The 20,693-nt window shown below is 49.1% G+C and carries 24 protein-coding genes; 7 read left to right on the top strand and 17 right to left on the bottom strand.

Annotation, left to right across the window (positions count from 1 at the left end):
• Nucleotides 1–80 precede the first annotated feature (80 nt).
• Genes mltC through mutY form a run of 3 tightly spaced genes read right to left on the bottom strand, consistent with a single transcriptional unit; the run spans nt 81 to nt 2,556 of the window.
• On the bottom strand, nt 81–1,163 hold the full coding sequence (gene mltC / locus LC084_RS12535; protein ID WP_226571543.1) for a membrane-bound lytic murein transglycosylase MltC: 1,083 nt from the start codon (nt 1,161–1,163) through the stop codon (nt 81–83).
• Nucleotides 1,164–1,201: 38 nt separating this feature from the next.
• Nucleotides 1,202–1,477 carry an oxidative damage protection protein gene (locus tag LC084_RS12530; protein ID WP_226571542.1) on the bottom strand — a complete coding sequence of 92 codons (276 nt, stop codon included), beginning with the start codon at nt 1,475–1,477 and terminating at the stop codon, nt 1,202–1,204.
• Nucleotides 1,478–1,503: 26 nt separating this feature from the next.
• On the bottom strand, nt 1,504–2,556 hold the full coding sequence (gene mutY / locus LC084_RS12525; protein WP_226571794.1) for an A/G-specific adenine glycosylase: 1,053 nt from the start codon (nt 2,554–2,556) through the stop codon (nt 1,504–1,506).
• Between the two features lie 158 nt (nt 2,557–2,714).
• Here mutY and trmB point away from each other — a divergent pair, with 158 nt between their 5' ends.
• Genes trmB through LC084_RS12510 form a run of 3 tightly spaced genes read left to right on the top strand, consistent with a single transcriptional unit; the run spans nt 2,715 to nt 4,542 of the window.
• A complete protein-coding gene (gene trmB / locus LC084_RS12520; protein ID WP_226571541.1) occupies nt 2,715–3,434 on the top strand; it encodes a tRNA (guanosine(46)-N7)-methyltransferase TrmB in 720 nt (239 codons plus the stop codon).
• Nucleotides 3,434–3,760, top strand: a complete 327-nt coding sequence (locus LC084_RS12515) for a YggL family protein (RefSeq protein ID WP_226571540.1) — start codon at nt 3,434–3,436, stop codon at nt 3,758–3,760. Before trmB ends, LC084_RS12515 begins: the two co-directional genes overlap by 1 nt.
• A 59-nt stretch (nt 3,761–3,819) precedes the next feature.
• A complete protein-coding gene (locus tag LC084_RS12510) occupies nt 3,820–4,542 on the top strand; it encodes a DUF2884 family protein (protein WP_226571539.1) in 723 nt (240 codons plus the stop codon).
• A gap of 201 nt (nt 4,543–4,743) precedes the next feature.
• On the opposite strand, the gene hemW is transcribed toward LC084_RS12510, so the two are convergent.
• From hemW to LC084_RS12485, 5 genes are read right to left on the bottom strand one after another with little or no spacing between them, the layout of a single operon-like run.
• Nucleotides 4,744–5,883, bottom strand: a complete 1,140-nt coding sequence (hemW, locus tag LC084_RS12505; RefSeq protein ID WP_226571538.1) for a radical SAM family heme chaperone HemW — start codon at nt 5,881–5,883, stop codon at nt 4,744–4,746.
• Nucleotides 5,876–6,469 (bottom strand): XTP/dITP diphosphatase, encoded by a 594-nt coding sequence (locus LC084_RS12500; RefSeq protein ID WP_226571537.1) that lies wholly within the window; start codon nt 6,467–6,469, stop codon nt 5,876–5,878. The genes hemW and LC084_RS12500 overlap by 8 nt, the downstream gene beginning before the upstream one ends.
• 15 nt (nt 6,470–6,484) lie before the next feature.
• Entirely contained in the window at nt 6,485–6,775 is a 291-nt protein-coding gene (gene yggU, locus LC084_RS12495) for a DUF167 family protein YggU (protein WP_226571536.1), read from the bottom strand.
• Nucleotides 6,772–7,326: a YggT family protein gene (locus tag LC084_RS12490; RefSeq protein WP_036102866.1), complete on the bottom strand. Its 555-nt coding sequence runs from the start codon at nt 7,324–7,326 to the stop codon at nt 6,772–6,774. The genes yggU and LC084_RS12490 overlap by 4 nt, the downstream gene beginning before the upstream one ends.
• Before the next feature lie 15 nt (nt 7,327–7,341).
• Entirely contained in the window at nt 7,342–8,055 is a 714-nt protein-coding gene (locus LC084_RS12485) for a YggS family pyridoxal phosphate-dependent enzyme (protein ID WP_226571535.1), read from the bottom strand.
• Between the two features lie 20 nt (nt 8,056–8,075).
• On the opposite strand from LC084_RS12485, the gene LC084_RS12480 reads away from it, so the two are divergent.
• Nucleotides 8,076–9,053 (top strand): type IV pilus twitching motility protein PilT, encoded by a 978-nt coding sequence (locus tag LC084_RS12480; protein WP_226571534.1) that lies wholly within the window; start codon nt 8,076–8,078, stop codon nt 9,051–9,053.
• A gap of 346 nt (nt 9,054–9,399) precedes the next feature.
• On the opposite strand, the gene LC084_RS12475 is transcribed toward LC084_RS12480, so the two are convergent.
• The 9 genes from LC084_RS12475 to metK form a co-directional block, all read right to left on the bottom strand.
• Nucleotides 9,400–9,612: a YdgH/BhsA/McbA family protein gene (locus tag LC084_RS12475; RefSeq protein ID WP_226571533.1), complete on the bottom strand. Its 213-nt coding sequence runs from the start codon at nt 9,610–9,612 to the stop codon at nt 9,400–9,402.
• Nucleotides 9,613–10,013: 401 nt separating this feature from the next.
• Nucleotides 10,014–10,433, bottom strand: coding sequence for a Holliday junction resolvase RuvX (gene ruvX, locus LC084_RS12470; RefSeq protein ID WP_226571793.1), 420 nt, complete (start codon nt 10,431–10,433; stop codon nt 10,014–10,016).
• Entirely contained in the window at nt 10,433–10,996 is a 564-nt protein-coding gene (locus LC084_RS12465) for a YqgE/AlgH family protein (RefSeq protein ID WP_226571532.1), read from the bottom strand. Before LC084_RS12465 ends, ruvX begins: the two co-directional genes overlap by 1 nt.
• Before the next feature lie 113 nt (nt 10,997–11,109).
• Nucleotides 11,110–12,057 (bottom strand): glutathione synthase, encoded by a 948-nt coding sequence (gene gshB, locus LC084_RS12460; RefSeq protein WP_226571531.1) that lies wholly within the window; start codon nt 12,055–12,057, stop codon nt 11,110–11,112.
• An 11-nt stretch (nt 12,058–12,068) separates the two neighbouring features.
• Nucleotides 12,069–12,800, bottom strand: coding sequence for a 16S rRNA (uracil(1498)-N(3))-methyltransferase (gene rsmE, locus LC084_RS12455; protein WP_226571530.1), 732 nt, complete (start codon nt 12,798–12,800; stop codon nt 12,069–12,071).
• A 144-nt stretch (nt 12,801–12,944) separates the two neighbouring features.
• The gene (gene endA, locus LC084_RS12450) at nt 12,945–13,655 is read right to left on the bottom strand and encodes a deoxyribonuclease I (protein WP_226571529.1); all 711 of its coding nucleotides are present in this window, start codon (nt 13,653–13,655) and stop codon (nt 12,945–12,947) included.
• Nucleotides 13,656–13,751: 96 nt separating this feature from the next.
• Entirely contained in the window at nt 13,752–14,261 is a 510-nt protein-coding gene (locus tag LC084_RS12445) for a SprT family zinc-dependent metalloprotease (RefSeq protein WP_226571528.1), read from the bottom strand.
• Nucleotides 14,262–14,344: 83 nt separating this feature from the next.
• Complete coding sequence (locus LC084_RS12440; protein ID WP_226571527.1) at nt 14,345–15,736, bottom strand: sugar porter family MFS transporter; 1,392 nt, start codon at nt 15,734–15,736, stop codon at nt 14,345–14,347.
• A 643-nt stretch (nt 15,737–16,379) separates the two neighbouring features.
• Nucleotides 16,380–17,531, bottom strand: a complete 1,152-nt coding sequence (metK, locus tag LC084_RS12435; RefSeq protein WP_226571526.1) for a methionine adenosyltransferase — start codon at nt 17,529–17,531, stop codon at nt 16,380–16,382.
• A gap of 457 nt (nt 17,532–17,988) precedes the next feature.
• Between metK and LC084_RS23420 the strand changes: the two genes are divergently transcribed.
• The 3 genes from LC084_RS23420 (at nt 17,989) to speA (ending at nt 20,351) form a co-directional block, all read left to right on the top strand.
• Nucleotides 17,989–18,150 carry a hypothetical protein gene (locus tag LC084_RS23420; protein ID WP_449826308.1) on the top strand — a complete coding sequence of 54 codons (162 nt, stop codon included), beginning with the start codon at nt 17,989–17,991 and terminating at the stop codon, nt 18,148–18,150.
• A gap of 85 nt (nt 18,151–18,235) precedes the next feature.
• Complete coding sequence (gene yqgB, locus LC084_RS12430; protein ID WP_226571792.1) at nt 18,236–18,382, top strand: acid stress response protein YqgB; 147 nt, start codon at nt 18,236–18,238, stop codon at nt 18,380–18,382.
• Nucleotides 18,375–20,351: a biosynthetic arginine decarboxylase gene (speA, locus tag LC084_RS12425; RefSeq protein WP_226571525.1), complete on the top strand. Its 1,977-nt coding sequence runs from the start codon at nt 18,375–18,377 to the stop codon at nt 20,349–20,351. Before yqgB ends, speA begins: the two co-directional genes overlap by 8 nt.
• The last annotated feature ends 342 nt before the right edge of the window (nt 20,352–20,693 follow it).

Raw genomic sequence — 20,693 nt, 5'->3', positions numbered from 1 at the left:
GACTTTCGGTTGCTAACTAAAAAAAGGGAAAAGCGTGCTTTTCCCTTTTTTGTATCGCTTGTTTGGTGCGGGTTTAAAACTTAATGTACCCGCCGGTAGCCTCTTTGCGCCGTATTTACTTTATATAAATAGCGGCGAGATTCTGAAGACGGGTGCCGGGTGGTTAGTGTTTCATAAACATCATCAGGCGACAGGCTGTTGATAATCGAAACCGCCTGGTCTTTGTCACTGGAGAAAACACGCAGCACACTGCCTGCACCGCCGTTATACGCGGTAATAACGGCATAACGCCGCGATGTTGGGTTATCAATGCCAGCAAGGTAAACATTGTTCAGCATCGCCAGGTAGGCTGTGCCGGTATCAATATTGTTTCTTGGGTCGAAGAGATAGTTTCTGCTGGGAATGCCACTGCGCCCTTGGGAACGGAACACATCTTTCCCCGCACTGTGCTGCACCACCTGCATTAACCCCAGTGCATCGGCATTACTCACCGCATAAGGGTTAAAACTGGATTCTGTTTGCATGATTGCCAGAATCAGCGATTCATCCACCCCGTATTTATGCGATGCGCTGCGCACCATGCCAAGATATTTATGCGCACGCTTATCAAGGTGGTTTGCCACCAGGTTAATGGTCACACTGTAGATGATGTGCAGCCCATTGCTACGGCTTTGCAGGCGGGTTTGCAGCAGGTAGTCAGCAAACTCTTCCGCACGCCATTTCCAGCGGATGGGCTGTCCACGGTTATCGACTACCTGCCCATATAAGAAAGGTTGTTTGGACAGTGCAATATCATCGCTGTCAGAGTAGAGATCAATCGAGCCTGGGTTGTCACCCATCAACAGGGTTGTGACAATCGCCCGGCGCAAGTGAGCCGCCGGGTCTGTACCGGAGATGGTTTCTACGGTAATTGTCCCGTCATCAAAGTTGATGTGGCTACGGGTCTGATATTGGTCCGTATACTTAACATAGTCTTTCGGCCCGGCAATCAATACCTCGTTATAACCCCACAGGTTCTCAATATTATTGGCAAACTGCCCCATTAAAATATCGAAACCGTTGGTGTCTTTTACCCACTCTTCGTGATACGCCGAATCCTTTTTACTGGAGCAGGACACCAAAAGTGGTGCAACAAGGGCCAGCGCAATAAGTCTCTTCTTCATTGATGTGTGCAGTTTTATCCATCGAAGGGCACAAGCCCTTATTGTTTTTCTTCGGGTGTAAAACCTTCAATGTGTACATCTTTACCTTCAAACAGGAAGTTCACCATTTCCTGTTCCAGTAATTTACGGTGTTCCTGGTTCATCATGTTGAGTTTCTTTTCATTGATCAACATGGTCTGTTTGGCTTGCCACAGCGCCCAGGCTTCTTTAGAAATTTCATTATAGATACGTTTACCCAGCTCACCGGGGTACAGCTGGAAATCCTGGCCTTCAGCATCACGCTGCAGGTAAGTACAAAAAATCGTTCTGCTCATGTCTCATCCTCATTATTTGGCGGGCCTTAAACAACCGACCCTGCACGCAATTGCTGCAACAGGCGCTCTACCGGCGCCGCTAAACCGACAGCAGGTGGCTGCGGTAAGTTATACCAGAGACCGGTATCTTCCTCCATGCGAAGAGGCCATGTTTCTGCCCGGACTAATACTGGCACAATATCCAGATGGAAATGGCTGAATGTATGGCGAAAAGCCGTAAGTTGTTGGCAATTATCTGCTGGAATTTGTTTTTCTTCCAGCCACTGATGCAAGGCGTTTTGCGTTTCAAATTGTGGGAAACAATAAAGCCCACCCCACAAACCAACTGGCGGGCGCTGGCTGAGGTAAACGTCGTCACCATGTTGTATCAGCGCAAACCAGCTTGTGCGTTCAGGGAGTGTTTGCTTCGGTTTTTTCCCCGGAAAGCTGGACCAGTTGCCAGACTGTTTCGCAAGGCAACCCTTGCTGAGGGGGCAAATCTCACATTTGGGCCGTGAACGAGTACAAACCATGGCTCCCAAATCCATCATGGCCTGGTTGAACTGGCTGACACCATTTTCTGGCGTGACTTGTTCGCTCAGGCTCCATAAGCGTTTTTCGACCTCTTTTTTGCCCGGCCAGCCGTCAACGGCATAACACCGCGCCAGCACCCGTTTTACATTGCCATCCAGAATAGGGTAGTGCTGGCCACAGGCAAGAGACAGCACTGCACCAGCGGTAGAGCGCCCCACACCAGGTAGAGCGGCAACATCATCGAAACGTTCAGGGAATTTACCGCCATGCTGCTGCACAACGGTTTGTGCGGCTTTATGTAAGTTACGGGCGCGGGCGTAATAGCCAAGGCCAGTCCATAAGTGCAGCACTTCATCCAGTGGTGCAGCCGCCAGGTCACGGATGTCCGGGTACTTTTCCATAAAACGCTGGAAATAAGGGATAACCGTTGCCACCTGGGTTTGTTGTAACATCACCTCAGACAGCCACACTTTATACGGCGTTTTTGCTTGCTGCCAGGGTAAGGTTTTTCGGCCATACTTTTCATACCAGTCGAGCACCTGGCGAGAGAATTGAAGCGCTTGTATCATTTACGCACAGTATCCGACTCTGTCAAATTAGGTGTCAGATTCCAGCACAGCACAGGCCCGCTGTAAACAGCTGGTATCCGGTGCTTGCATCGGCGGAGTAACTTTGGATAATGCCCGTTTCCTGAACATTAATAACTCAAGCAGAGTTTCTACCCATGATTAACGACGTGATTTCACCGGAATTTGATGAGAATGGTCGCGCACTACGCCGCATTCGTAGTTTTGTCCGCCGCCAGGGCCGCCTGACAAAAGGGCAACAACATGCGCTGGACCACTACTGGCCGGTGATGGGCGTTGAATTTGATGGTCAGCCCATCGATTTTGCTGCGCTGTTTGGGCGGGAAGCGCCTGTTACTCTGGAAATTGGTTTTGGGATGGGGGCATCACTGGTCGCGATGGCCGCAGCTAATCCACACCAGAATTTTCTGGGAATTGAGGTGCATGCTCCGGGCGTTGGGGCGTGTCTGAGTTCAGCTCATGAAGCTGGCCTGACTAATCTGCGCGTAATGTGCCATGATGCCATTGAAGTGCTGGATATGATGATCCCGGAAAATAGCCTGACCATGGTGCAACTTTTCTTCCCGGATCCCTGGCATAAAGCGCGCCATAATAAGCGCCGAATTGTTCAGGTGCCGTTTGCTGAAAAGGTAAAAGGCAAACTAAAATTGGGCGGTGTTTTCCATATGGCGACAGACTGGGAACCTTATGCAGAACATATGCTCGAAGTAATGTCATCGGTGGACGGTTATCAAAACTTGTCGGAGAACGGCGATTACGTACCACGCCCGCAATCCCGTCCGGTCACCAAATTTGAACAACGCGGCCAGCGTCTTGGCCACGGTGTATGGGACTTAATGTTCGAGAGGAACAAGTAATGGCAACAAACCGCAGCCGTCGTTTACGCAAAAAAATGCATATCGAGGAGTTTCAGGAAGTAGGTTTTTCGGTGGCATGGCGTTTCCCGGAAGGTACCCCGGAAGAACAGATTGATAAAACCGTTGATGACTTAATTAATGAAGTGATTGAGCCAAATGGCCTGGCCTTTGATGGTAGTGGTTACCTTGCCTGGGAAGGGCTGATTTGCATGCAGCAGATTGGCAAATGTACCGAAGAACATCAGGCGCTGGTAAAAAACTGGCTGGAAGCACGCCAGTTGTCTGAAATTCGCACCAGCGACTTGTTCGACGTTTGGTGGGATTAAGCGCAGGATGTTCAACGGGTCGGTTTTTACCGGCCCGTTTTTTCTTTATGGAGTAGCAAATGCAGAAGTTATCCCTTGCGCTGGCTGCGTTACTGGCTGTCAGCACGGCGGCGAAAGCTGATTACCAGTGCAGTGTCAGCCCCAAAGATGATGTGGTTATCAACCCTCAACAAGTGCAGGTAGTTGGGCAACATGGCGACCTGGTTATTTCACCTCAGGGCGCAGTTCAGTTTAATGGTAAAGCGCAATCGCTTTCTGCCAGCCAGCAACAACAGGCTGTAAATTACCAACAGGCACTGCGTAACGACCTGCCGTGGATTGATAACGGCGCCAGGGCACGGGTTGAAAAAGGCCGCGCGGCACTGGACAAAATCATCACCGAGCAAGTGGGAGAAAGCAGCAGCATGCACGGGCGGTTGGAAAAGCTTGATGCACAGTTGAAAGCACAGATGAACCGCATTATAGAACACCGTAGTGATGGCCTGGCTTTTCACTACAAAGCCATTGATCAGGTGCGGGCAGATGGCCAGCAACTGGTTAACCAGGCCATGGGCGGCATTCTGCAAGACAGCATCAATGAGATGGGGGCTAAAGCGCTCACTGGCGGAAACAGCAAAGGCGGTTTACAAGGGATTCTGGGTAACCTTGGTGGGATGCAAAATGCCATTCAGCAAGAGTGGAATAACCAACAGGCTGATTTCAAACAGTTTGGCAAAGATGTTTGTTCCCGTGTTATTTCCCTGGAAGACCAGCGCAAGGCACTGGTAAAAGGCCTGAAGTAAGTCAGTTACGCAAAAGAATAACAGGCTCGAGTCTGATGACAAACCTCATGTCTGCACAGAACGAGAGGATGTCACCCAAGAAAAAACCAGGAAAATCAATCCATTGATTTTCGTCTGCTAACTAAAAAGAAGGAAAAACCACGCTTTTTCCTTCTTTTTCATCAATCTGAGGCTCCCCTTTTTGCTACAAGGGAGCTTTATTCAATCATCCACCAGAAACAGCCCCAGTAGCGAGTTCAGAAACAGTTTCCCGTGTTGCGTGATTTGCCACTCCGATGCTGTTTCGGTGAGGTAGCCTTGGGCAATGGCTTCATCCAGTTGCGGGCGCACCACAGTTTCGCTAAGACCGGTTAATTGCAGAAAGTCGTTCCGGGGAACGGGTTCTAACAGCCGGAAGCGGTTCATGAAAAATTCAAATGGCTTGTCTGCCACAGCCACTTCATGCTCTCGGTCCAGGTACTTTCCTGCCATGTAACCGCGCGGGTGGCGAGTTTTTGCCCGGCGAACAATCCGGTTATCCGGCCAGGTGATTTTGCCGTGCGCACCGCAACCAATCCCCAGGTAGTCCCCAAAGCGCCAGTAATTGAGATTATGCTGGCACTGGTAGCCCGGCTTGGCATAAGCGGATGTTTCGTATTGCTGGTAACCGGCAGCGCTTAGCAGTTTGTCGCCCTGTTCGAAAATATCCCATAAGGTATCGTCATCGGGCAGTACTGGTGGGCGCGAGCCAAATAGCGTATTGGGTTCGATAGTGAGCTGGTACCAGGATAAATGCGGTGGATTCAGTGCTATCGCCTGGCGCAAATCGCCCAGTGCTTCTTCCAGCGATTGGTCAGGCAATCCGTGCATCAGGTCCAGGTTAAAACTCCGCAAGCCAAGTGAAGACGCCAGTTGCGCGGCGCGTTTTGCTTCATCCGGGCCATGAATACGCCCCAGACGTTGTAGCTTTTTCTGGCTAAAACTTTGGACACCAATGGAAATCCGGTTAACACCGGCTGCCTGGTAAGCGGCAAAACGGCCAGCTTCAACGGTACCCGGGTTCGCTTCCATGGTGATTTCTGCACCGGCTGCCAGCGGTAAACGTGTGCGTACACCATCGAGTAGCTTTTGCATCGCTTCGCCAGAAAGCAGGCTTGGTGTCCCACCACCGATAAATATTGTGCTGACGGCCCGGCCCTGAGCGGCAGGTACTTCGTTGTCTAAATCTCTCAGCAGGTGGCTGACATATTCATCATGAGGCACATCGCCTTTCAGTGCATGAGAGTTAAAGTCGCAGTATGGGCATTTCTGCACACACCACGGAATATGGATGTACAGACTCAGTGGCGGCAAATCAGCCATTGCGCATTGCTTCCAGTAGTAATGCCAGTGCCTGGCCGCGGTGTGAAATAGCGCGTTTCTCTTCTTTGGTTAACTCCGCTGCAGTTTTACCTTCAGAAGCAACATAGAAAATGGGATCATAACCAAAACCGCCCTGGCCTGCGGGAGCGCGAGTGATTTCCCCTTCCCATGAGCCATGGCACACCAGTGGTGTTGGGTCTTCAGCATGGCGCAAATACACCAGTACGCAATGGAAACGTGCTTTACGCAGGTTATCTGGCACATCTTCCATGGAGTGCAATAACTTTTCCAGGTTCTGTTGGTCTGTTGCCTCTTCGCCCGCATAGCGTGCGGAATAAATACCTGGCGCACCGCCCAGCGCATCGACAGCCAGCCCTGAATCATCGGCAATGGCAGGCAGGCCGGTTATCTGTGAAGCATGGCGAGCTTTAAGAATCGCATTCTCGATAAAGGTACTGCCTGTTTCTTCCGCTGAATCAACGCCCAGCTCGGTTTGCGCAACAATATCCAGACCAAAATTTTCCAGCAAGTCAGCCAGTTCGCGAACTTTCCCCGCATTACCGGTCGCCAGTACGACTTTTTGCATAACGAATACCACAGATTAATTAAGACAGGCCGCAACAACCGGCGGAATAGTTTTCGGTGAACTGATTAGCACTGATTTATGGCGGCCAAGTTCACCTTTGGTGAGTGACACCTGGCTTTTGGCAACCCGAAATTGTTTTGCCAGAAATTTAACCAGGTGAGCGTTGGCCTGGCCGTCAACCGGCGGCGCGGTGATGGCGATTTTTAGCTCATCGCCATGCAGGCCAACAATGGCATCCCGGCTGGCTTTGGGCTGAATAAACAGGTTCAGCGCCAGCCCGGATTCAGTCAGGGTTACTGCACTCAAAGCTGGTACCACAGCCCCGGGAACAGGTCCATACCCAGGTAATTGAGCAGGTACAGAATAATAATTACACCCATGGCAGAAAAATCAATGCCGCCCATAGCAGGGATAAAACGGCGAATTGGTGCCATCAAGGGTTCAGTGAGCTGCATCAGTACAAACTCCATCGGGCTACGCCCCTGGCTTACCCAGCTCATAATAGAACGCACAATGATGACCCAAAATACCAGTGAGCCAGCACTTTTAAGTAACGACAACAGGCCAACCAACAGGTTAACCGGGCCAATTGCCAGCACACCTGCCTGAATGAGTAGCAGCAGTGGGAATTTCAGCGTGGTAAGAATAAACGCGACCAGCAAAGAAGCGGTATCCACCGGGCCAATTGACGGAATGATCCGGCGCAGTGGGCCAATGATGGGCTGGGTAATCTTCACAATAAATTGTGAGAGCGGGTTATAAAAATCACAACGTGACCACTGCATCCAGATACGGAGCAGTAACACCATCACATACAATTCAATGATGGTTTTGGCCAGGAAAGTCAACGTCAGCATGGCGTTCCTCTGTAGTTATTGTCCCTGGCGCGCAGAGTAATCCCGTGCGCCAAAAATTGCTGTACCAATTCGAACCATGGTGGAACCTGCGGCAATGGCTGCTTCCATATCATCCGTCATGCCCAGCGAAAGTGTATCAATACCAGAATAGCGGCGTTGTAGCGCGCTAAATGCTACAGCCATTTGTTGGCAGACAGCAAATTGCTTGTCGTAATCCTGTTCTGGCGCAGGAATTGCCATCAGCCCGCGTAAGCGTAACCCTGGCAGGCTGCTTATCAGGTCTGCCAGTGTGTCCACCTCAGATAAAGCGATACCAGATTTGCTGGTCTCATCGCTGATATTAACTTGAATCAGCACATTCAGCGGCGCTAATTCGCCAGGGCGTTGCTCACTGAGACGCGTGGCGATTTTCTGCCGGTCAATGGTATGGCACCAGTCAAAATTTTCGGCAACCAGACGGCTTTTATTGGACTGTAACGGGCCAATAAAGTGCCATGTCAGGCCGGTAACACCTTGCTCACGGAACAGGGCTATTTTATCGGCGCCTTCCTGAACATAGTTCTCACCAAACTCCCGTTGCCCGGCGGCAATGGCTTGTGCGATATCACTCGCAGGTTTGGTTTTACTTACGGCAAGAAGGGAAACTTCTTCTGGAGCACGGCCGCAACGTTCTGCAGCTGCTGAGATTCTCTGCTGAACCTGCGCTAAGTTGTGGGCAATGTCGTTCATGAGTTTCAGGATAAGCCAAAATGGAAGAAATCGTGGCCCTTAGTGTAAAGCATAATGTCTCTGATCTACACCTGTGTAGCAGTGGGCATTTTTACTGGCGTAAAGATGGCGTGCTGGAACCGGCCCCATGTGCTTCACCCGATATATCTGCATTGTTGGATTTGTGGCTAACACCAGAGCAGCACGGCCAGTTTAAACACCATGGCCAACTGGATTTTGCGGTAGAGCTGGCAAGTGGCCAGCGTTTAAGAGCCAATGCATTTCTTCAGGTAGAAGGGGTGTCTGTGGCGTTACGTATTTTACCGCAGGTGTGCCCAGCGTTAACCGCATTACAGGTTCCTGATGCCTTAATGACATTGTTGCAGGAACAGTCTGGGTTGGTATTAGTGTGTGGTGCTACGGGCAGCGGCAAGTCCACTACTCTGGCGGCTATGGTTGGGGAGCTGAACCGGCAAACCCAGGCACATATTATTACCCTTGAAGACCCGGTTGAGTTTGTTCACAAACCTCCTCAGGGGGTTATCCAGCAGCGTGAAGTTGGGCTGCATTGTGATTCTTTTGCTGCCGGGCTGAAGGGCGCTTTACGCCAGGACCCGGATGTTATCCTGCTGGGTGAGTTGCGGGACAGCGAAACTATTCGCCTTGCCCTTACCGCAGCTGAAACAGGGCACCTGGTACTGGCAACACTGCATACCCGTGGGGCTGCTCAGGCTGTAGAGCGGCTGGTGGATGTCTTCCCGGCGGAAGAGAAAAGTATGGTTCGGACCCAACTGGCAGGCAGCCTGAAAGGTGTTTTAGCCCAACAATTGGTTACATGTAAAGAGAGTGGGCGGGTGGCTCTGTTTGAACTGTTGGTAGCCACGCCAGCAGTTTCTAGCCTGATTAGGGAAGGGAAAACACACCAGTTACCAGGGGTGTTACAAACGGGGAAACAGTTTGGCATGCAAACTTTTGAGCAAAGCCGGGCTGAGCGCGTTGCTGCGGGGGTGCTTGCATAAGTGGTTTCGGCTGCCATTTTGTGTGGAGCAGCATAAGAGGCACCATACAAAAATATACATGAATTGCTGGCACTGAACGTGCTTCTACTGGGGCTAATTTCCGGATGTTTGTAGGTAATCAATAAGTGGGAAGGAAATTTATTATCTAAATAATTATTATGAAGTTTTACCTTATTTCTTGCGCTGGATTATCGTTAGTAGTGATTCAGAAGAGTGCTATCGCAGAAGTGATATTGTTTACAGCATTGTAGATATGATTGAGCCCAGTACAGTGACTGGGCTCAATATGATTGTTCAGTACCGGAAACTGGGGGATAAAAGCACTCCGGTTCCAGAACATTTACTCTTATTTATTCAGTTCAGCAGTCATGTGAACCTGGTTGCCAGAGTATGCTTCAGTGATTTGGTATGAAGCAGCACCTGCTTGTTTAGCCTGAGTTGCTATCTGTGCTTCTGCACCATCCAGAGTGCTGGCGGTAGCGGTTACAGTTTGAGCGAAGCTTGCAAAAGAAACCAGAGAGAGAGCAGCAGCAGCGAACAGAGTTTTTACGTTTTTCATGGTCTTTTCCTTAATTAATTCAATTCGTTATATTTAAAGGTGTATGCCTTTGATGTGAGTTATAGTAACGCATGAAATTATATCCTAGGTAACAAAAAGTGCGATCTGGATCACGTTATTCGGTGAGGATGTCTGGAGAAATGGCATTCAGGAAAGCCGGTTTTTAGTTAACTTATTGAAATTCTAATATGTTATTTGTTGGCTAGTATCAGGTGTTAATCACTGGCTGGTTGATTATTTTTGGCACGAAAAGCTAAATTTTGTTCCGCCAGTAGTTCAGGTGAAGTGTGTTTTTATGCAGGCAAATGGTGCTAGCAAAAGATGTTGCATAACAAGGGAACTGGAAATTGGCAGGCTCAGAAAGAAGGATGGCTGGCTGTGTAGCACAGCCAGAGTTGGAATCAGAAGTGTTGCTCAAACCAGCTTTCCAGAATAACAACAGCGGAAGCTGAATCTACGCTGCCTTTATCCAGTGCTTTGAAACCACCTTGTTCAAATAAACCCGCACGGGCTTCAACTGTACTCAGCCGCTCATCATGGAGTTCTACAGTAATGCCAAACCTGCCATGCAGGCGGTTAGCGAATTTTTTCGCTCTGGTGGTCAGGGGTTGCTCCGTGCCGTCCATATTCAGCGGCAAACCAACAACTAAAAAATCGGGTTGCCACTCTTTGAGAAGACGGCCGATTTGTTCCCAATCAGGAACGCCATCTTTTGCTTTCAGCGCAGCTAAAGGGCGGGCTGTTCCGGTAATTTTTTGCCCAATGGCGACACCAATGCTGCGAGTACCAAAGTCAAAAGACAGTATTGTTCCTGTTGCCATCATGCATGCCCTGCTTCACTAGGCAGATTGTGAATATCAATGCCAATTAATCTTGCAGCTTCGCGCCAGCGTTCACTAATTAAAGTGTGGAACAGAATCTGATTATTGGCTGGTGCTGTAAGCCATGCATTGTCCAGGATCTCTTGTTCCAGTTGGCCTTTATCCCAAGAGGAATAACCCAGAGCAACCAGCACATCCGGTGGTTGGTTTGGCGTACCTAATGTTTCCAGTACATCTTTGGAAGTAGTAATAATTGTGTTGTCAGCAATACGAATACTGGAGCTGAACATCTCTGGGGGAGTATGCAAAATAAAACCCCTGTCTTCCGCGAGTGGCCCGCCGACAAACACCGGCTTATCCAGGCGAATCGCCGGATCACGTGGTTCTGGGGTAATCTTGAGCTTCTCAAGCACTTCGGCAACTTTCAGGTTATCAAGAGGTTTATTAATAATAATCCCCATTGCGCCTTCGTCGTTGTGCTCGCAGATATACACGACAGAACGCCTGAACAGCGGATCCTGTAACCCTGGCATGGCAATAAGAAAGTGATGCTGTAAATTCATTGTCAGAGGTCTGTTCCCGGTTGAGTCTTTGGCAGTTGTTATAACCTGCCTGATAAGGAATGTATTCTACCGGCATTCCCGAGAGGCTGGCGGGATCCTTCCCGCCATGGTCGTTATTTTGCCAGACGCTTCTCAATGGCGTCCATTAACATTCCCGTAATTGATATCGGGAACTGTGCTTCAATTTCACGCACACAAGTTGGACTGGTGACATTAATTTCAGTGAGCTTATCACCAATAATATCCAGCCCAACAAAGATCAGGCCTTTTTCTTTTAATGTCGGTGCAATACGGCGGGCAATAGCCCAGTCACTTTCAGTTAATGGGCGAGGTTCACCCCGTCCACCCGCAGCCAGGTTACCGCGAGTTTCACCATTCGGAGGAATACGCGCAAGGCAATAAGGCACTGGTTCACCGTCTACCACCAGTACACGTTTATCACCATCTTTAATTTCAGGCAGATAGTTTTGTGCCATGCAGTAGCGGTTGCCCAATTCCGTGAGTGTTTCTGTAATTACAGATAAGTTTGGATCACCTGCTTTTACGCGGAAGATTGAGGTGCCGCCCATCCCGTCCAGCGGTTTCATGATGATGTCACCATGTTTTTCCCAAAACGCTTTCAACTGGGCTTTGTTACGCGTTACCAGCGTATCTGGCGTTAAATCGGCGAACCAGGCAGTGAAGAGTTTTTCGTTACAATCACGCAGGCTTTGGGGTTTGTTAACAATTAATGTGCCTTGTTCTTCAGCCCGTTCCAGAATATAGGTGGCATAGATAAATTCTGTATCAAACGGCGGGTCTTTGCGCATTAAAATGACATCAAGTTCCGACAGCGGAATATCCTGTTCACTGCCAAAGGTGTACCATTTTTCATAGTTATACTCGACACTGACGGTACGCGTGCGCGCACGTGCTTCACCATTTATCAGGTACAAATCCGCCATTTCCATATAATGTATCTGGTAACCACGTTTCTGTGCTTCCAGTAACATTGCAAAGCTGGTGTCTTTTTTAAGATTAATTGACGCGATGGGGTCCATCACGATGCCGAGCTTGATCATTCTTGTCTCCTTTAGCCCAAATCACCAAATCGCACTTGAAGCGCTGTTATAGCAGTGAGGGCGGTGGTTTCTGTACGCAGCACACGGGGTCCTAACAGAATATCAGTAAACTGATAACGCGCAGTCATGGCAATCTCTTCTGCCGATAATCCGCCTTCAGGGCCAATAAGCAACCGCACCCGTTCAACAGGTAAGGGAAGCGTATTGATACTGGCACTGGCGCGCGGGTGCAGGTTGAGCCTAAGTGCATCATCTTGTTCCTGACACCAGGCTTCGAGGTTCATTGCGGGGCGTATTTCAGGAACCTGGTTGCGGCCACACTGTTCACAGGCTCCAATGGCAATTTTTTGCCATTGAAGCAGTTTTTTATTCAGGCGTTCAGCGTCTAGTTTTACGCCACAACGTTCCGAGAACAAAGGTGTAATAACATTGACGCCCAGTTCTATGGATTTCTGTATCGTAAATTCCATTTTTTCACCACGGGACATTACCTGGCCCAGGTGTAAGAACAGTGGTGACTCGCGGTTATCTGTTTGACAACCCAGCAACCTGACCTGAACCTGTTTTTTATCTGCCTGAACGATTTCTGCAGAAAAAACCTGGTTGGAGCCATCGAATAACTCCAGCGCTTGCCCGGCAGACATGCGCAATACGCGGCCAACATGCCCTGCGGCGTCATCACTTAGCGCAATAGTCTGGCCAGCAGTAAGTGGCGAGGGGTGATAAATGCGAGGAATACGCATCGTTTATATCATCCATAAAAAGGTGTGATGGTGGTTATAACAAATTCTTCGCTAAGAGCAGAGTGCAGAAGTTGCCGTCATTAGTGTGCCCCGTAAATGGGGCACCGGCACATCACAGTGTTAATTGTTGTTGGGTAGTGTAGGTTAGCCTTTTTGCGCCATGCAAGCCCGCTGTACATAAGGGTTATGATTTCCCTGTATTTTGGCTATACGTTCATCACGAGTACATTCCCATTGAGTAACCGGATACGTTTTATCCCAGGCTTCAAATAGCTGGGTTTGCTGGCGAGAAAGAGGCAGTTGATACTGGTCGCGCATATAAAAATATGTGCGGGCAATCGCACCACGGGCGCGGGCTGGTGGCTCAGCACGCTTATTGGCAAAATCGACTTTCATCGAACACTGCCCATATTTGCTTTCTCCACCATTCCACTGGCTGTACATAAAGTTGCCTCGGTCGGCGTTGACTTCCCCCACCGCGGGTTCCAGGTTGTGCATATCGCTTTCAATTTTGCGGTACACCGGATCTTTTGCGCAGTTTTTACGTCCACCGTCTTGCCAGCACTGGCGCAAGTGGCCGAATTGCCAGGCAGGCATAACATGTTCCCATTCGATTCGATTAGCGCGGACTGTATTTTTTCTGACGTGGTAACCGCATGAGTTTAAGTCTGGAATACCCTTTTTCCCTTCCCATGTGATTTTACAACCACAATAAAAACTGCCGGGCGCATCGGCATTCACTTTTACACCAGCCGTTTTGGCTTGAGAAAAACTGTTAATACCGGCGGCTTGTACACCAGCACTTATAACAAGGGCAGCCAGGGCAATAGCTGCAGAAGATAATTTGCGGGACATATCGAAGTTCTCTGACAAAGTATGCCCGCACACTAACTGATCATTTATCCAGTTTCAATCAGTTGGATTCTAAAGTTTCCAGTTAACTTGTTGTGATTACAGGGGAGAAGTGCCGGGTTTCAGTATTTCGCCACAATGAATACAGCGATACTCCGCCTGTTTACGTAATACCCTGTTATGGCGGCGCACCGTTAGCTGATGTTGCTGGCAACGGCAGTAATAAGGGAAGGTATTGGAACGCACGGTGCTGAGTTCGAATTGATGAGTGCGCTTAGCCGGAACACCCAACACAGTTTCCATCATCCATTTCCATTCTTTGCCATGGGGGGCAACCCGGCCAAAATGCTTCCAGACCAATAGATGAGCCAGTTCGTGTGGCACGACTTGCTCGGTAAATGCTTGCTGGTTTTCCATCAATAATAATGGGTTAAGCCGGATTTCATAGGATTCTAACCAGGCGGTCCCTGCCGATGTACCGCGCTGTTGCCAGGTGACTTTAGGCTCAGCGTACTGCGTATTCAGGTACTGATTAGCCCGAACCAGGTTAGTGCGCAGGCTGCGCATAATAGCTTGTTGTATTGCAATGGGGATGCGGCGTGTATTCATAAGCTGGCAGCATAGAGCCAGAAATTGTTTACTGCAAGTATGTGTCGGGGAGCTATAACTGCCCCCCGAAAGGTGTGGGCAAATTACTGAGCACCAATCTCACGCAAGGGTCGGCCTTTCATAAGATTGCGTTCAATGTGCTCAAGGGAGACGTGCTTGGTTTCCGGTATCAGAACTAACGTCAGGATAATAAAGAACACATTCAGCCCGGCATAAACCCAGAAGGTATTCGCATTCCCCAAACTGTTGAGCATGGTCAGGAATGTTGCGCCAACAATCATGTTGGCAATCCAGTTGGTAGCTGTTGAGCAGGTTATGCCAAAATCACGCCCTTTAAGCGGCTGAATTTCAGAGCACAGCACCCAGATCAACGGGCCGGCACTCATTGCAAAACCAACAATAAACATCAGTAACATCGCAACAGCAAAGTATTGTGCGTTGCTAGAGTGAATGCCCACATGCAGCATCGTGCCCAAAACTCCCATACCTGCTGCCATAACGAGGAAGCCAAGGATCAGCGTTGGTTTACGTCCCCAACGGTCAACCAGACCAATTGCAATAAACGTTGCCAGCACGTTGGTGAGACCGACGATAACCGTTCCCCACATTTGTTCCGTGGTATTGGTAAAACCGGCTATTTCGAAAATTTTTGGTGCGTAATACATGATGACGTTCATCCCGGTGAATTGCTGCATTACTTGTAGCAGTACACCCAGGAATACGGCCCGACGGAAATTGCTGTTTTCACGGAACAGTGACCAGCCACTCTGTTTCACCTTCAGGCTGTCACGGATTTCTTCCAGTTCACGTTTAGCTTCTTCACTGGAGTCACGCAGGTACATCAGCACACGTTCAGCGTCATGGAAGCGGCGTTTGGCAGCAAACCAGCGTGGGCTGTCTGGTAGAAAGAATACACCAATTAGCAGCAGGGCGGCCGGGATGGTGATAACACCCAGCATCCAGCGCCATTCACCACTGTAACTGAAGGCTGTATCTGATAAGTAGGCACCGAGAATACCGATAGTTATCATCAACTGATACATGGAGATCATACTGCCGCGAATTTTTTCCGGCGCGATTTCTGAAAGGTACAATGGTGCAGTGTAGGAGGCTACCCCCACCGCCAACCCTAACAATACGCGGGAAATAATCAGAATTTCGGCATTGGGCGCCAGGGCTGAGCACAGTGACCCGGCAACGAAAAGTATCGCACCAATCATCAGGCTGTATTTTCGCCCCAGCCGGAAAGAGAGCCAGCCACTACCTACAGCCCCAACTGCGGCACCGAACATCATGGAGCTTACCACCCACTCTTGTTGGTGTGGCGTAATTTGGAACTCATGAGCAATAAAGGGTAGTGCTCCAGCAATTACGCCGATATCAAGGCCAAACAGTAATCCTGCCAGTGCAGCCAGAAAGCAGACAAAGAATGTCATTGCTTTATTGGAAAGCCCCGTTTTTTTAGTGTCAGGCATGATGCCCTCCATTTGGGTTATTAATTATGCAAATGTTAATAATAGGTTGTGTTTAGGTTGTTAAGTGTGACCCTTATCACGCTAATGTAATCGGTTACAATGCTTCTGATTTGCAATTATAAAATTTAACTATTTAAATCATTAAGTTACTAACTATCTCATCTTATTTTATGTTGGGTTATTAGATGAATCTGATAGTTTATGTAACAAAAATATCAAATTTGTGTTTTTTAAAGTGGATTCTGAAAAAGTATGTTGCATAGTGAAGTGTAATCGTTTCCACCCTTTCCAAAGGTTGCAAGAAATGGACAGAAAGCGGCTATTCGGGGGGCGGCACAGAATGATTGAGCGTTGTACAAAAACGTGTTGGTTGCAGGTGCCTGGGGAGTGGCGTGGTCTCGCAGAGAGAAAAAGTTAGCCAGTAAACCACAGGGAAAGTCTATAAAGAGGGCCAGCAAATACTGGCCCTGAGTCCGATGACTAACCTCATGTTCGCAGAGAACGAGAGGATGTCATCCAATAAAAAAACAGCAAAATCAATTTATTGATTTTCGGCTACTAACTAAAAAGAAGGAAAAACCACGATTTTTCCTTCTTTTTCACCAATCTGAGGGCCAGCAAATACTGGCCCTGAGACAGTTTATTACAGGCCGGCAGCTGCGCGCAGGTCGGCAGCTTTGTCCGTTTTTTCCCACGGGAAGTGGTCACGGCCGAAGTGGCCATAAGCCGCTGTTTCGCGGTAGATCGGATGTAACAGATCCAGCATTTTGATAAGGCCATAAGGGCGAAGGTCAAAATGTTCGCGAACCAGTGCAGTCAGCAATTCAGGAGCAACCTTTTCTGTACCAAAGGTTTCTACCATGATGGAGGTGGGTTCAGCCACACCAATGGCATAGGACACCTGGATTTCACAGCGGTCTGCCAGGCCTGCAGCAACGATGTTTTTCGCCACATAGCGGGCGGCATAAGCTGCAGAGCGGTCAACTTTAGAAGGATCTTTACCAGAGAATGCCCCACCGCCATGGCGAGCCATACCGCCGTAGGTATCCACGATAATTTTACGCCCGGTCAGGCCGCAATCGCCCATTGGGCCACCAATAACAAAACGGCCTGTTGGGTTAATAAAGAACTTGGTGGAAGCACTCAGCCATTCTGCAGGCAGAACAGGCTTGATGATTTCTTCCATTACGCCTTCTTGCAGATCTTTTTGCGCGACTGATTCTGAATGCTGAGTAGACAGCACTACCGCATCGATGCCGACAATTTTACCGTCATCATACTGGAAGGTTACCTGGCTTTTCGCATCCGGGCGCAACCATGGCAGTGTGCCATTTTTACGCACTTCAGACTGGCGCTGAACCAGACGATGAGCATAAGTGATTGGCGCAGGCATCAGTACATCGGTTTCATTGGTTGCATAACCAAACATTAAACCCTGGTCGCCAGCACCTTGTTCCAGTGGATCTGCGCGGTCAACACCCTGGTTGATATCCGGAGACTGTTTGCCGATAGCGCTGAGAACGGCGCAAGAGTTTGCGTCAAAGCCCATATCGGAATGAATGTAACCAATATCGCGTACGGTATTGCGAGTAATTTCTTCAATATCAACCCAAGCGCTGGTCGTGATTTCACCACCAACCAGAACCATGCCCGTTTTTACGTAAGTCTCACAGGCAACACGTGCTTTAGGGTCTTGTTCCAGAATTGCGTCAAGAACGGCGTCTGAAATCTGGTCTGCGATTTTATCGGGATGCCCTTCGGATACTGACTCGGACGTAAAAAGGTGTTTTGCCATATTATCTTCACCCTGGAGTAAATCGATTATCAGGGACTGCTGATAACCCACATCCTTTATCAAGGATTATGCTGACAAACGTCATTTGGGCGGTAATCAACACCAGCAGTCTTAGTGTTAATCAGTATAGATGGATTAACTTCTGGATGGCTATTCTAGGTTATACCTTAAGCAGATTTCCAGTGGTTTTTTGATCGGGTTCACGATGCTGTCGTTTTGTTACAAAACACTTGAAGAAAGGACAGGCTAAATAGCACATTTTTGTTTTGCTTTTTGGTGGTGATGTGGGTATAAAACGGCGCGCGCGGCTTATATCGTCAGGTAACCGGTTTTGCACTGTGTTACTCACTTCCAGCCGGGTTGAGCAAATTCTCAGTAGCGTGGTTTTCGTCCCTGTGACCTGGCCGCGGGCTTTACTTATCGCATACATGTGTATGTGTGGAGGTGATAGCAAGCAATGACAATGAATCGCCATTTTCAACTAATTCCGTTGTTACGCCATTTCTCAGGTGTATCTACGCGCCTCTCCACCTGTTTTTCACTTCTGTTTTCCAGCCGATGTCATACCCATTTCGGCACGTCTCAGGATTCTCGAGCGGGTTTTCGCCACCTGAACTGAGCAAGGGCTCTTCTGGTTTCCAGAAGGATTTTTCCAGGTTTCGCCGAACTGTCATGTGGCGTTCGGAATCGTGTCTTACAATGTTATGAAAATGAAACCGGTCACGCGGTTAGCAACCCCGTATGTTCTGCTAACTCCGTGTGTTGCTTATGGGTTGTTATCTCAGGTATGCCCTGCGATAGTAGTCAACTGTTTTACTCTTTCGACAAAAATTGAGGTTCGCAATGTCTGACGACATTTCTTTTGTTCCGGGTTCGTCAGCAGGCGAACAGGGTGTACTCCGTTCCATGCAGGAGGTTGCAATGAACTCCCAGGAAGCCAGCAAGATGCTGCGTACATACAATATTGCCTGGTGGGGCAATAACTATTATGACGTCAATGAACTGGGGCACATCAGTGTTTGCCCGGATCCGGACGTACCGCAAGCCCGGGTTGATCTGGCAAAACTGGTAAAGGAGCGTGAAGCTCAAGGTCAACGCCTTCCTGCGCTGTTTTGTTTCCCACAAATTCTCCAGCACCGCCTGCGCTCTATTAATGGTGCATTCAAGCGCGCCCGTGAATCTTACGGCTATAACGGTGACTATTTCCTGGTTTACCCTATCAAGGTAAACCAGCATCGCCGCGTGATTGAGTCACTGATTCACTCCGGTGAGCCGCTGGGGCTTGAAGCTGGTTCTAAGGCCGAGTTGATGGCGGTACTGGCTCATGCTGGCATGACCCGTTCCGTGATTGTGTGTAATGGCTACAAAGACCGTGAATACATTCGCCTGGCGATGATTGGTGAAAAGATGGGCCACAAAGTCTATCTGGTCATCGAAAAAATGACGGAAATTAATATCGTCCTGGAAGAGGCTGCGCGCCTGAATGTTGTGCCACGTTTGGGCGTTCGCGCTCGCCTGGCTTCACAAGGCTCAGGCAAATGGCAGTCTTCCGGTGGTGAAAAATCAAAATTTGGCCTTGCCGCAACTCAGGTATTGCAACTGGTTGAAATGTTGCGTGAGGCTAACCGCCTGGAAAGCCTGCAACTGCTGCACTTCCACCTGGGTTCGCAGATGGCGAATATCCGCGATATCGCAACCGGTGTTCGTGAGTCGGCACGTTTCTATGTCGAACTGCATAAACTGGGTGTGAATATTCAGTGCTTCGATGTAGGCGGCGGTCTTGGTGTGGATTATGAAGGAACACGCTCTCAGTCTGACTGCTCGGTGAACTACGGCCTGAACGAATATGCCAACAACATAATCTGGGCCATTGGTGATGCTTGTGAGGAACATGGGTTGCCGCACCCGACGGTTATCACTGAATCTGGCCGCGCAGTAACCGCGCACCACACGGTTCTGGTTTCCAATATTATTGGGGTAGAGCGCAACGAATTCTCCAACCCAACGCCCCCGGCAGAAGGTGCCTCCCGCGCATTGCAGAGCATGTGGGAGACATGGGAAGAAATGCATGAGCCTGGTAACCGCCGGTCTTTGCGTGAATGGTTGCACGACAGCCAGATGGATTTGCATGATATTCATGTCGGTTATTCATCCGGTACGTTCAATCTTCAGGAACGCGCCTGGGCGGAGCAACTCTATTTGAGTATGTGCCATGAGGTGCAAAAGCAACTTGATCCGCAAAACCGTGCTCACCGGCCAATTATTGATGAACTGCAAGAACGTATGGCCGATAAACTGTACGTCAACTTCTCGCTGTTCCAATCCATGCCTGATGCCTGGGGGATAGATCAGTTGTTCCCGGTTCTGCCACTTGAAGGGCTGAATCATGCGCCGGAACGCCGTGCTGTATTGCTGGATATCACCTGTGACTCAGATGGTGCTATTGACCATTATGTAGATGGCGACGGTATCGCGACCACAATGCCAATGCCGGAATATGATCCTGAAAACCCACCGTTACTCGGTTTCTTTATGGTGGGTGCATACCAGGAAATTTTGGGCAACATGCATAACCTGTTTGGTGATACTGAAGCTGTGGATGTGTTTGTCTTCCCGGACGGAACGGTGGAAGTAGAACTCTCCGATGAGGGCGATACCGTTGCTGATATGCTGCAGTATGTTCAGTTGGACCCCAACACATTGCTGACACATTTCCGCGACCAGGTTAAGCAAACTGGCCTGGACCCTGTATTGCAGCAGCAATTTATGGAAGAGTTCGAAGCGGGCCTTTACGGTTATACTTATCTCGAAGACGAATAACTTATCGTTCGTAGCCTGGAAAACGGTGCGCTGGTTGTCAGCGTGCCGTTTTTTTTATTGCTCATTTACTACAAACCTGTAAGCAAAAAGTCTTAAAATCCGTTTCCAGGGCGCATAAGTATAAATTGTCACGCCCAGCCTGTGCGATACTCAAGCCTGGAACCTAAGGGCTGTTGCGCATATTTATCTGTGGACAAAAGGATGTTCCATGTACATGACAGGCCGCTTAGGTTAAATTGATGGACAACTTTTTGGAGCCCTAACGGCCAGAGATATGTGCCCACTTATTTTGGTGAATCAATAGCCTGAAAATAACACTACCTGAATACAGTTTACTGTAGT

This window comes from Mangrovibacter yixingensis, assembly GCF_020523985.1.
Lineage (GTDB): Bacteria > Pseudomonadota > Gammaproteobacteria > Enterobacterales > Enterobacteriaceae > Mangrovibacter > Mangrovibacter yixingensis.
The sequence above is the reverse complement of the archived record's forward strand: the minus strand, read 5'-3'. Positions and strand labels throughout refer to the sequence as shown.

Bases quoted from the DNA above. Each gene is read 5' to 3' on its own strand.
- mltC (WP_226571543.1), bottom strand. From the start codon at position 1,163: ATGAAGAAGAGACTTATTGCGCTGGCCCTTGTTGCACCACTTTTGGTG.
- LC084_RS12530 (WP_226571542.1), bottom strand. From the start codon at position 1,477: ATGAGCAGAACGATTTTTTGTACTTACCTGCAGCGTGATGCTGAAGGC.
- trmB (WP_226571541.1), top strand. From the start codon at position 2,715: ATGATTAACGACGTGATTTCACCGGAATTTGATGAGAATGGTCGCGCA.
- LC084_RS12515 (WP_226571540.1), top strand. From the start codon at position 3,434: ATGGCAACAAACCGCAGCCGTCGTTTACGCAAAAAAATGCATATCGAG.
- LC084_RS12510 (WP_226571539.1), top strand. From the start codon at position 3,820: ATGCAGAAGTTATCCCTTGCGCTGGCTGCGTTACTGGCTGTCAGCACG.
- hemW (WP_226571538.1), bottom strand. From the start codon at position 5,883: ATGGCTGATTTGCCGCCACTGAGTCTGTACATCCATATTCCGTGGTGT.
- LC084_RS12500 (WP_226571537.1), bottom strand. From the start codon at position 6,469: ATGCAAAAAGTCGTACTGGCGACCGGTAATGCGGGGAAAGTTCGCGAA.
- LC084_RS12490 (WP_036102866.1), bottom strand. From the start codon at position 7,326: ATGCTGACGTTGACTTTCCTGGCCAAAACCATCATTGAATTGTATGTG.
- LC084_RS12485 (WP_226571535.1), bottom strand. From the start codon at position 8,055: ATGAACGACATTGCCCACAACTTAGCGCAGGTTCAGCAGAGAATCTCA.
- LC084_RS12480 (WP_226571534.1), top strand. From the start codon at position 8,076: ATGGAAGAAATCGTGGCCCTTAGTGTAAAGCATAATGTCTCTGATCTA.
- LC084_RS12475 (WP_226571533.1), bottom strand. From the start codon at position 9,612: ATGAAAAACGTAAAAACTCTGTTCGCTGCTGCTGCTCTCTCTCTGGTT.
- ruvX (WP_226571793.1), bottom strand. From the start codon at position 10,433: ATGGCAACAGGAACAATACTGTCTTTTGACTTTGGTACTCGCAGCATT.
- LC084_RS12465 (WP_226571532.1), bottom strand. From the start codon at position 10,996: ATGAATTTACAGCATCACTTTCTTATTGCCATGCCAGGGTTACAGGAT.
- gshB (WP_226571531.1), bottom strand. From the start codon at position 12,057: ATGATCAAGCTCGGCATCGTGATGGACCCCATCGCGTCAATTAATCTT.
- rsmE (WP_226571530.1), bottom strand. From the start codon at position 12,800: ATGCGTATTCCTCGCATTTATCACCCCTCGCCACTTACTGCTGGCCAG.
- endA (WP_226571529.1), bottom strand. From the start codon at position 13,655: ATGTCCCGCAAATTATCTTCTGCAGCTATTGCCCTGGCTGCCCTTGTT.
- LC084_RS12445 (WP_226571528.1), bottom strand. From the start codon at position 14,261: ATGAATACACGCCGCATCCCCATTGCAATACAACAAGCTATTATGCGC.
- LC084_RS12440 (WP_226571527.1), bottom strand. From the start codon at position 15,736: ATGCCTGACACTAAAAAAACGGGGCTTTCCAATAAAGCAATGACATTC.
- metK (WP_226571526.1), bottom strand. From the start codon at position 17,531: ATGGCAAAACACCTTTTTACGTCCGAGTCAGTATCCGAAGGGCATCCC.
- LC084_RS23420 (WP_449826308.1), top strand. From the start codon at position 17,989: ATGACAATGAATCGCCATTTTCAACTAATTCCGTTGTTACGCCATTTC.
- yqgB (WP_226571792.1), top strand. From the start codon at position 18,236: ATGAAAATGAAACCGGTCACGCGGTTAGCAACCCCGTATGTTCTGCTA.
- speA (WP_226571525.1), top strand. From the start codon at position 18,375: ATGTCTGACGACATTTCTTTTGTTCCGGGTTCGTCAGCAGGCGAACAG.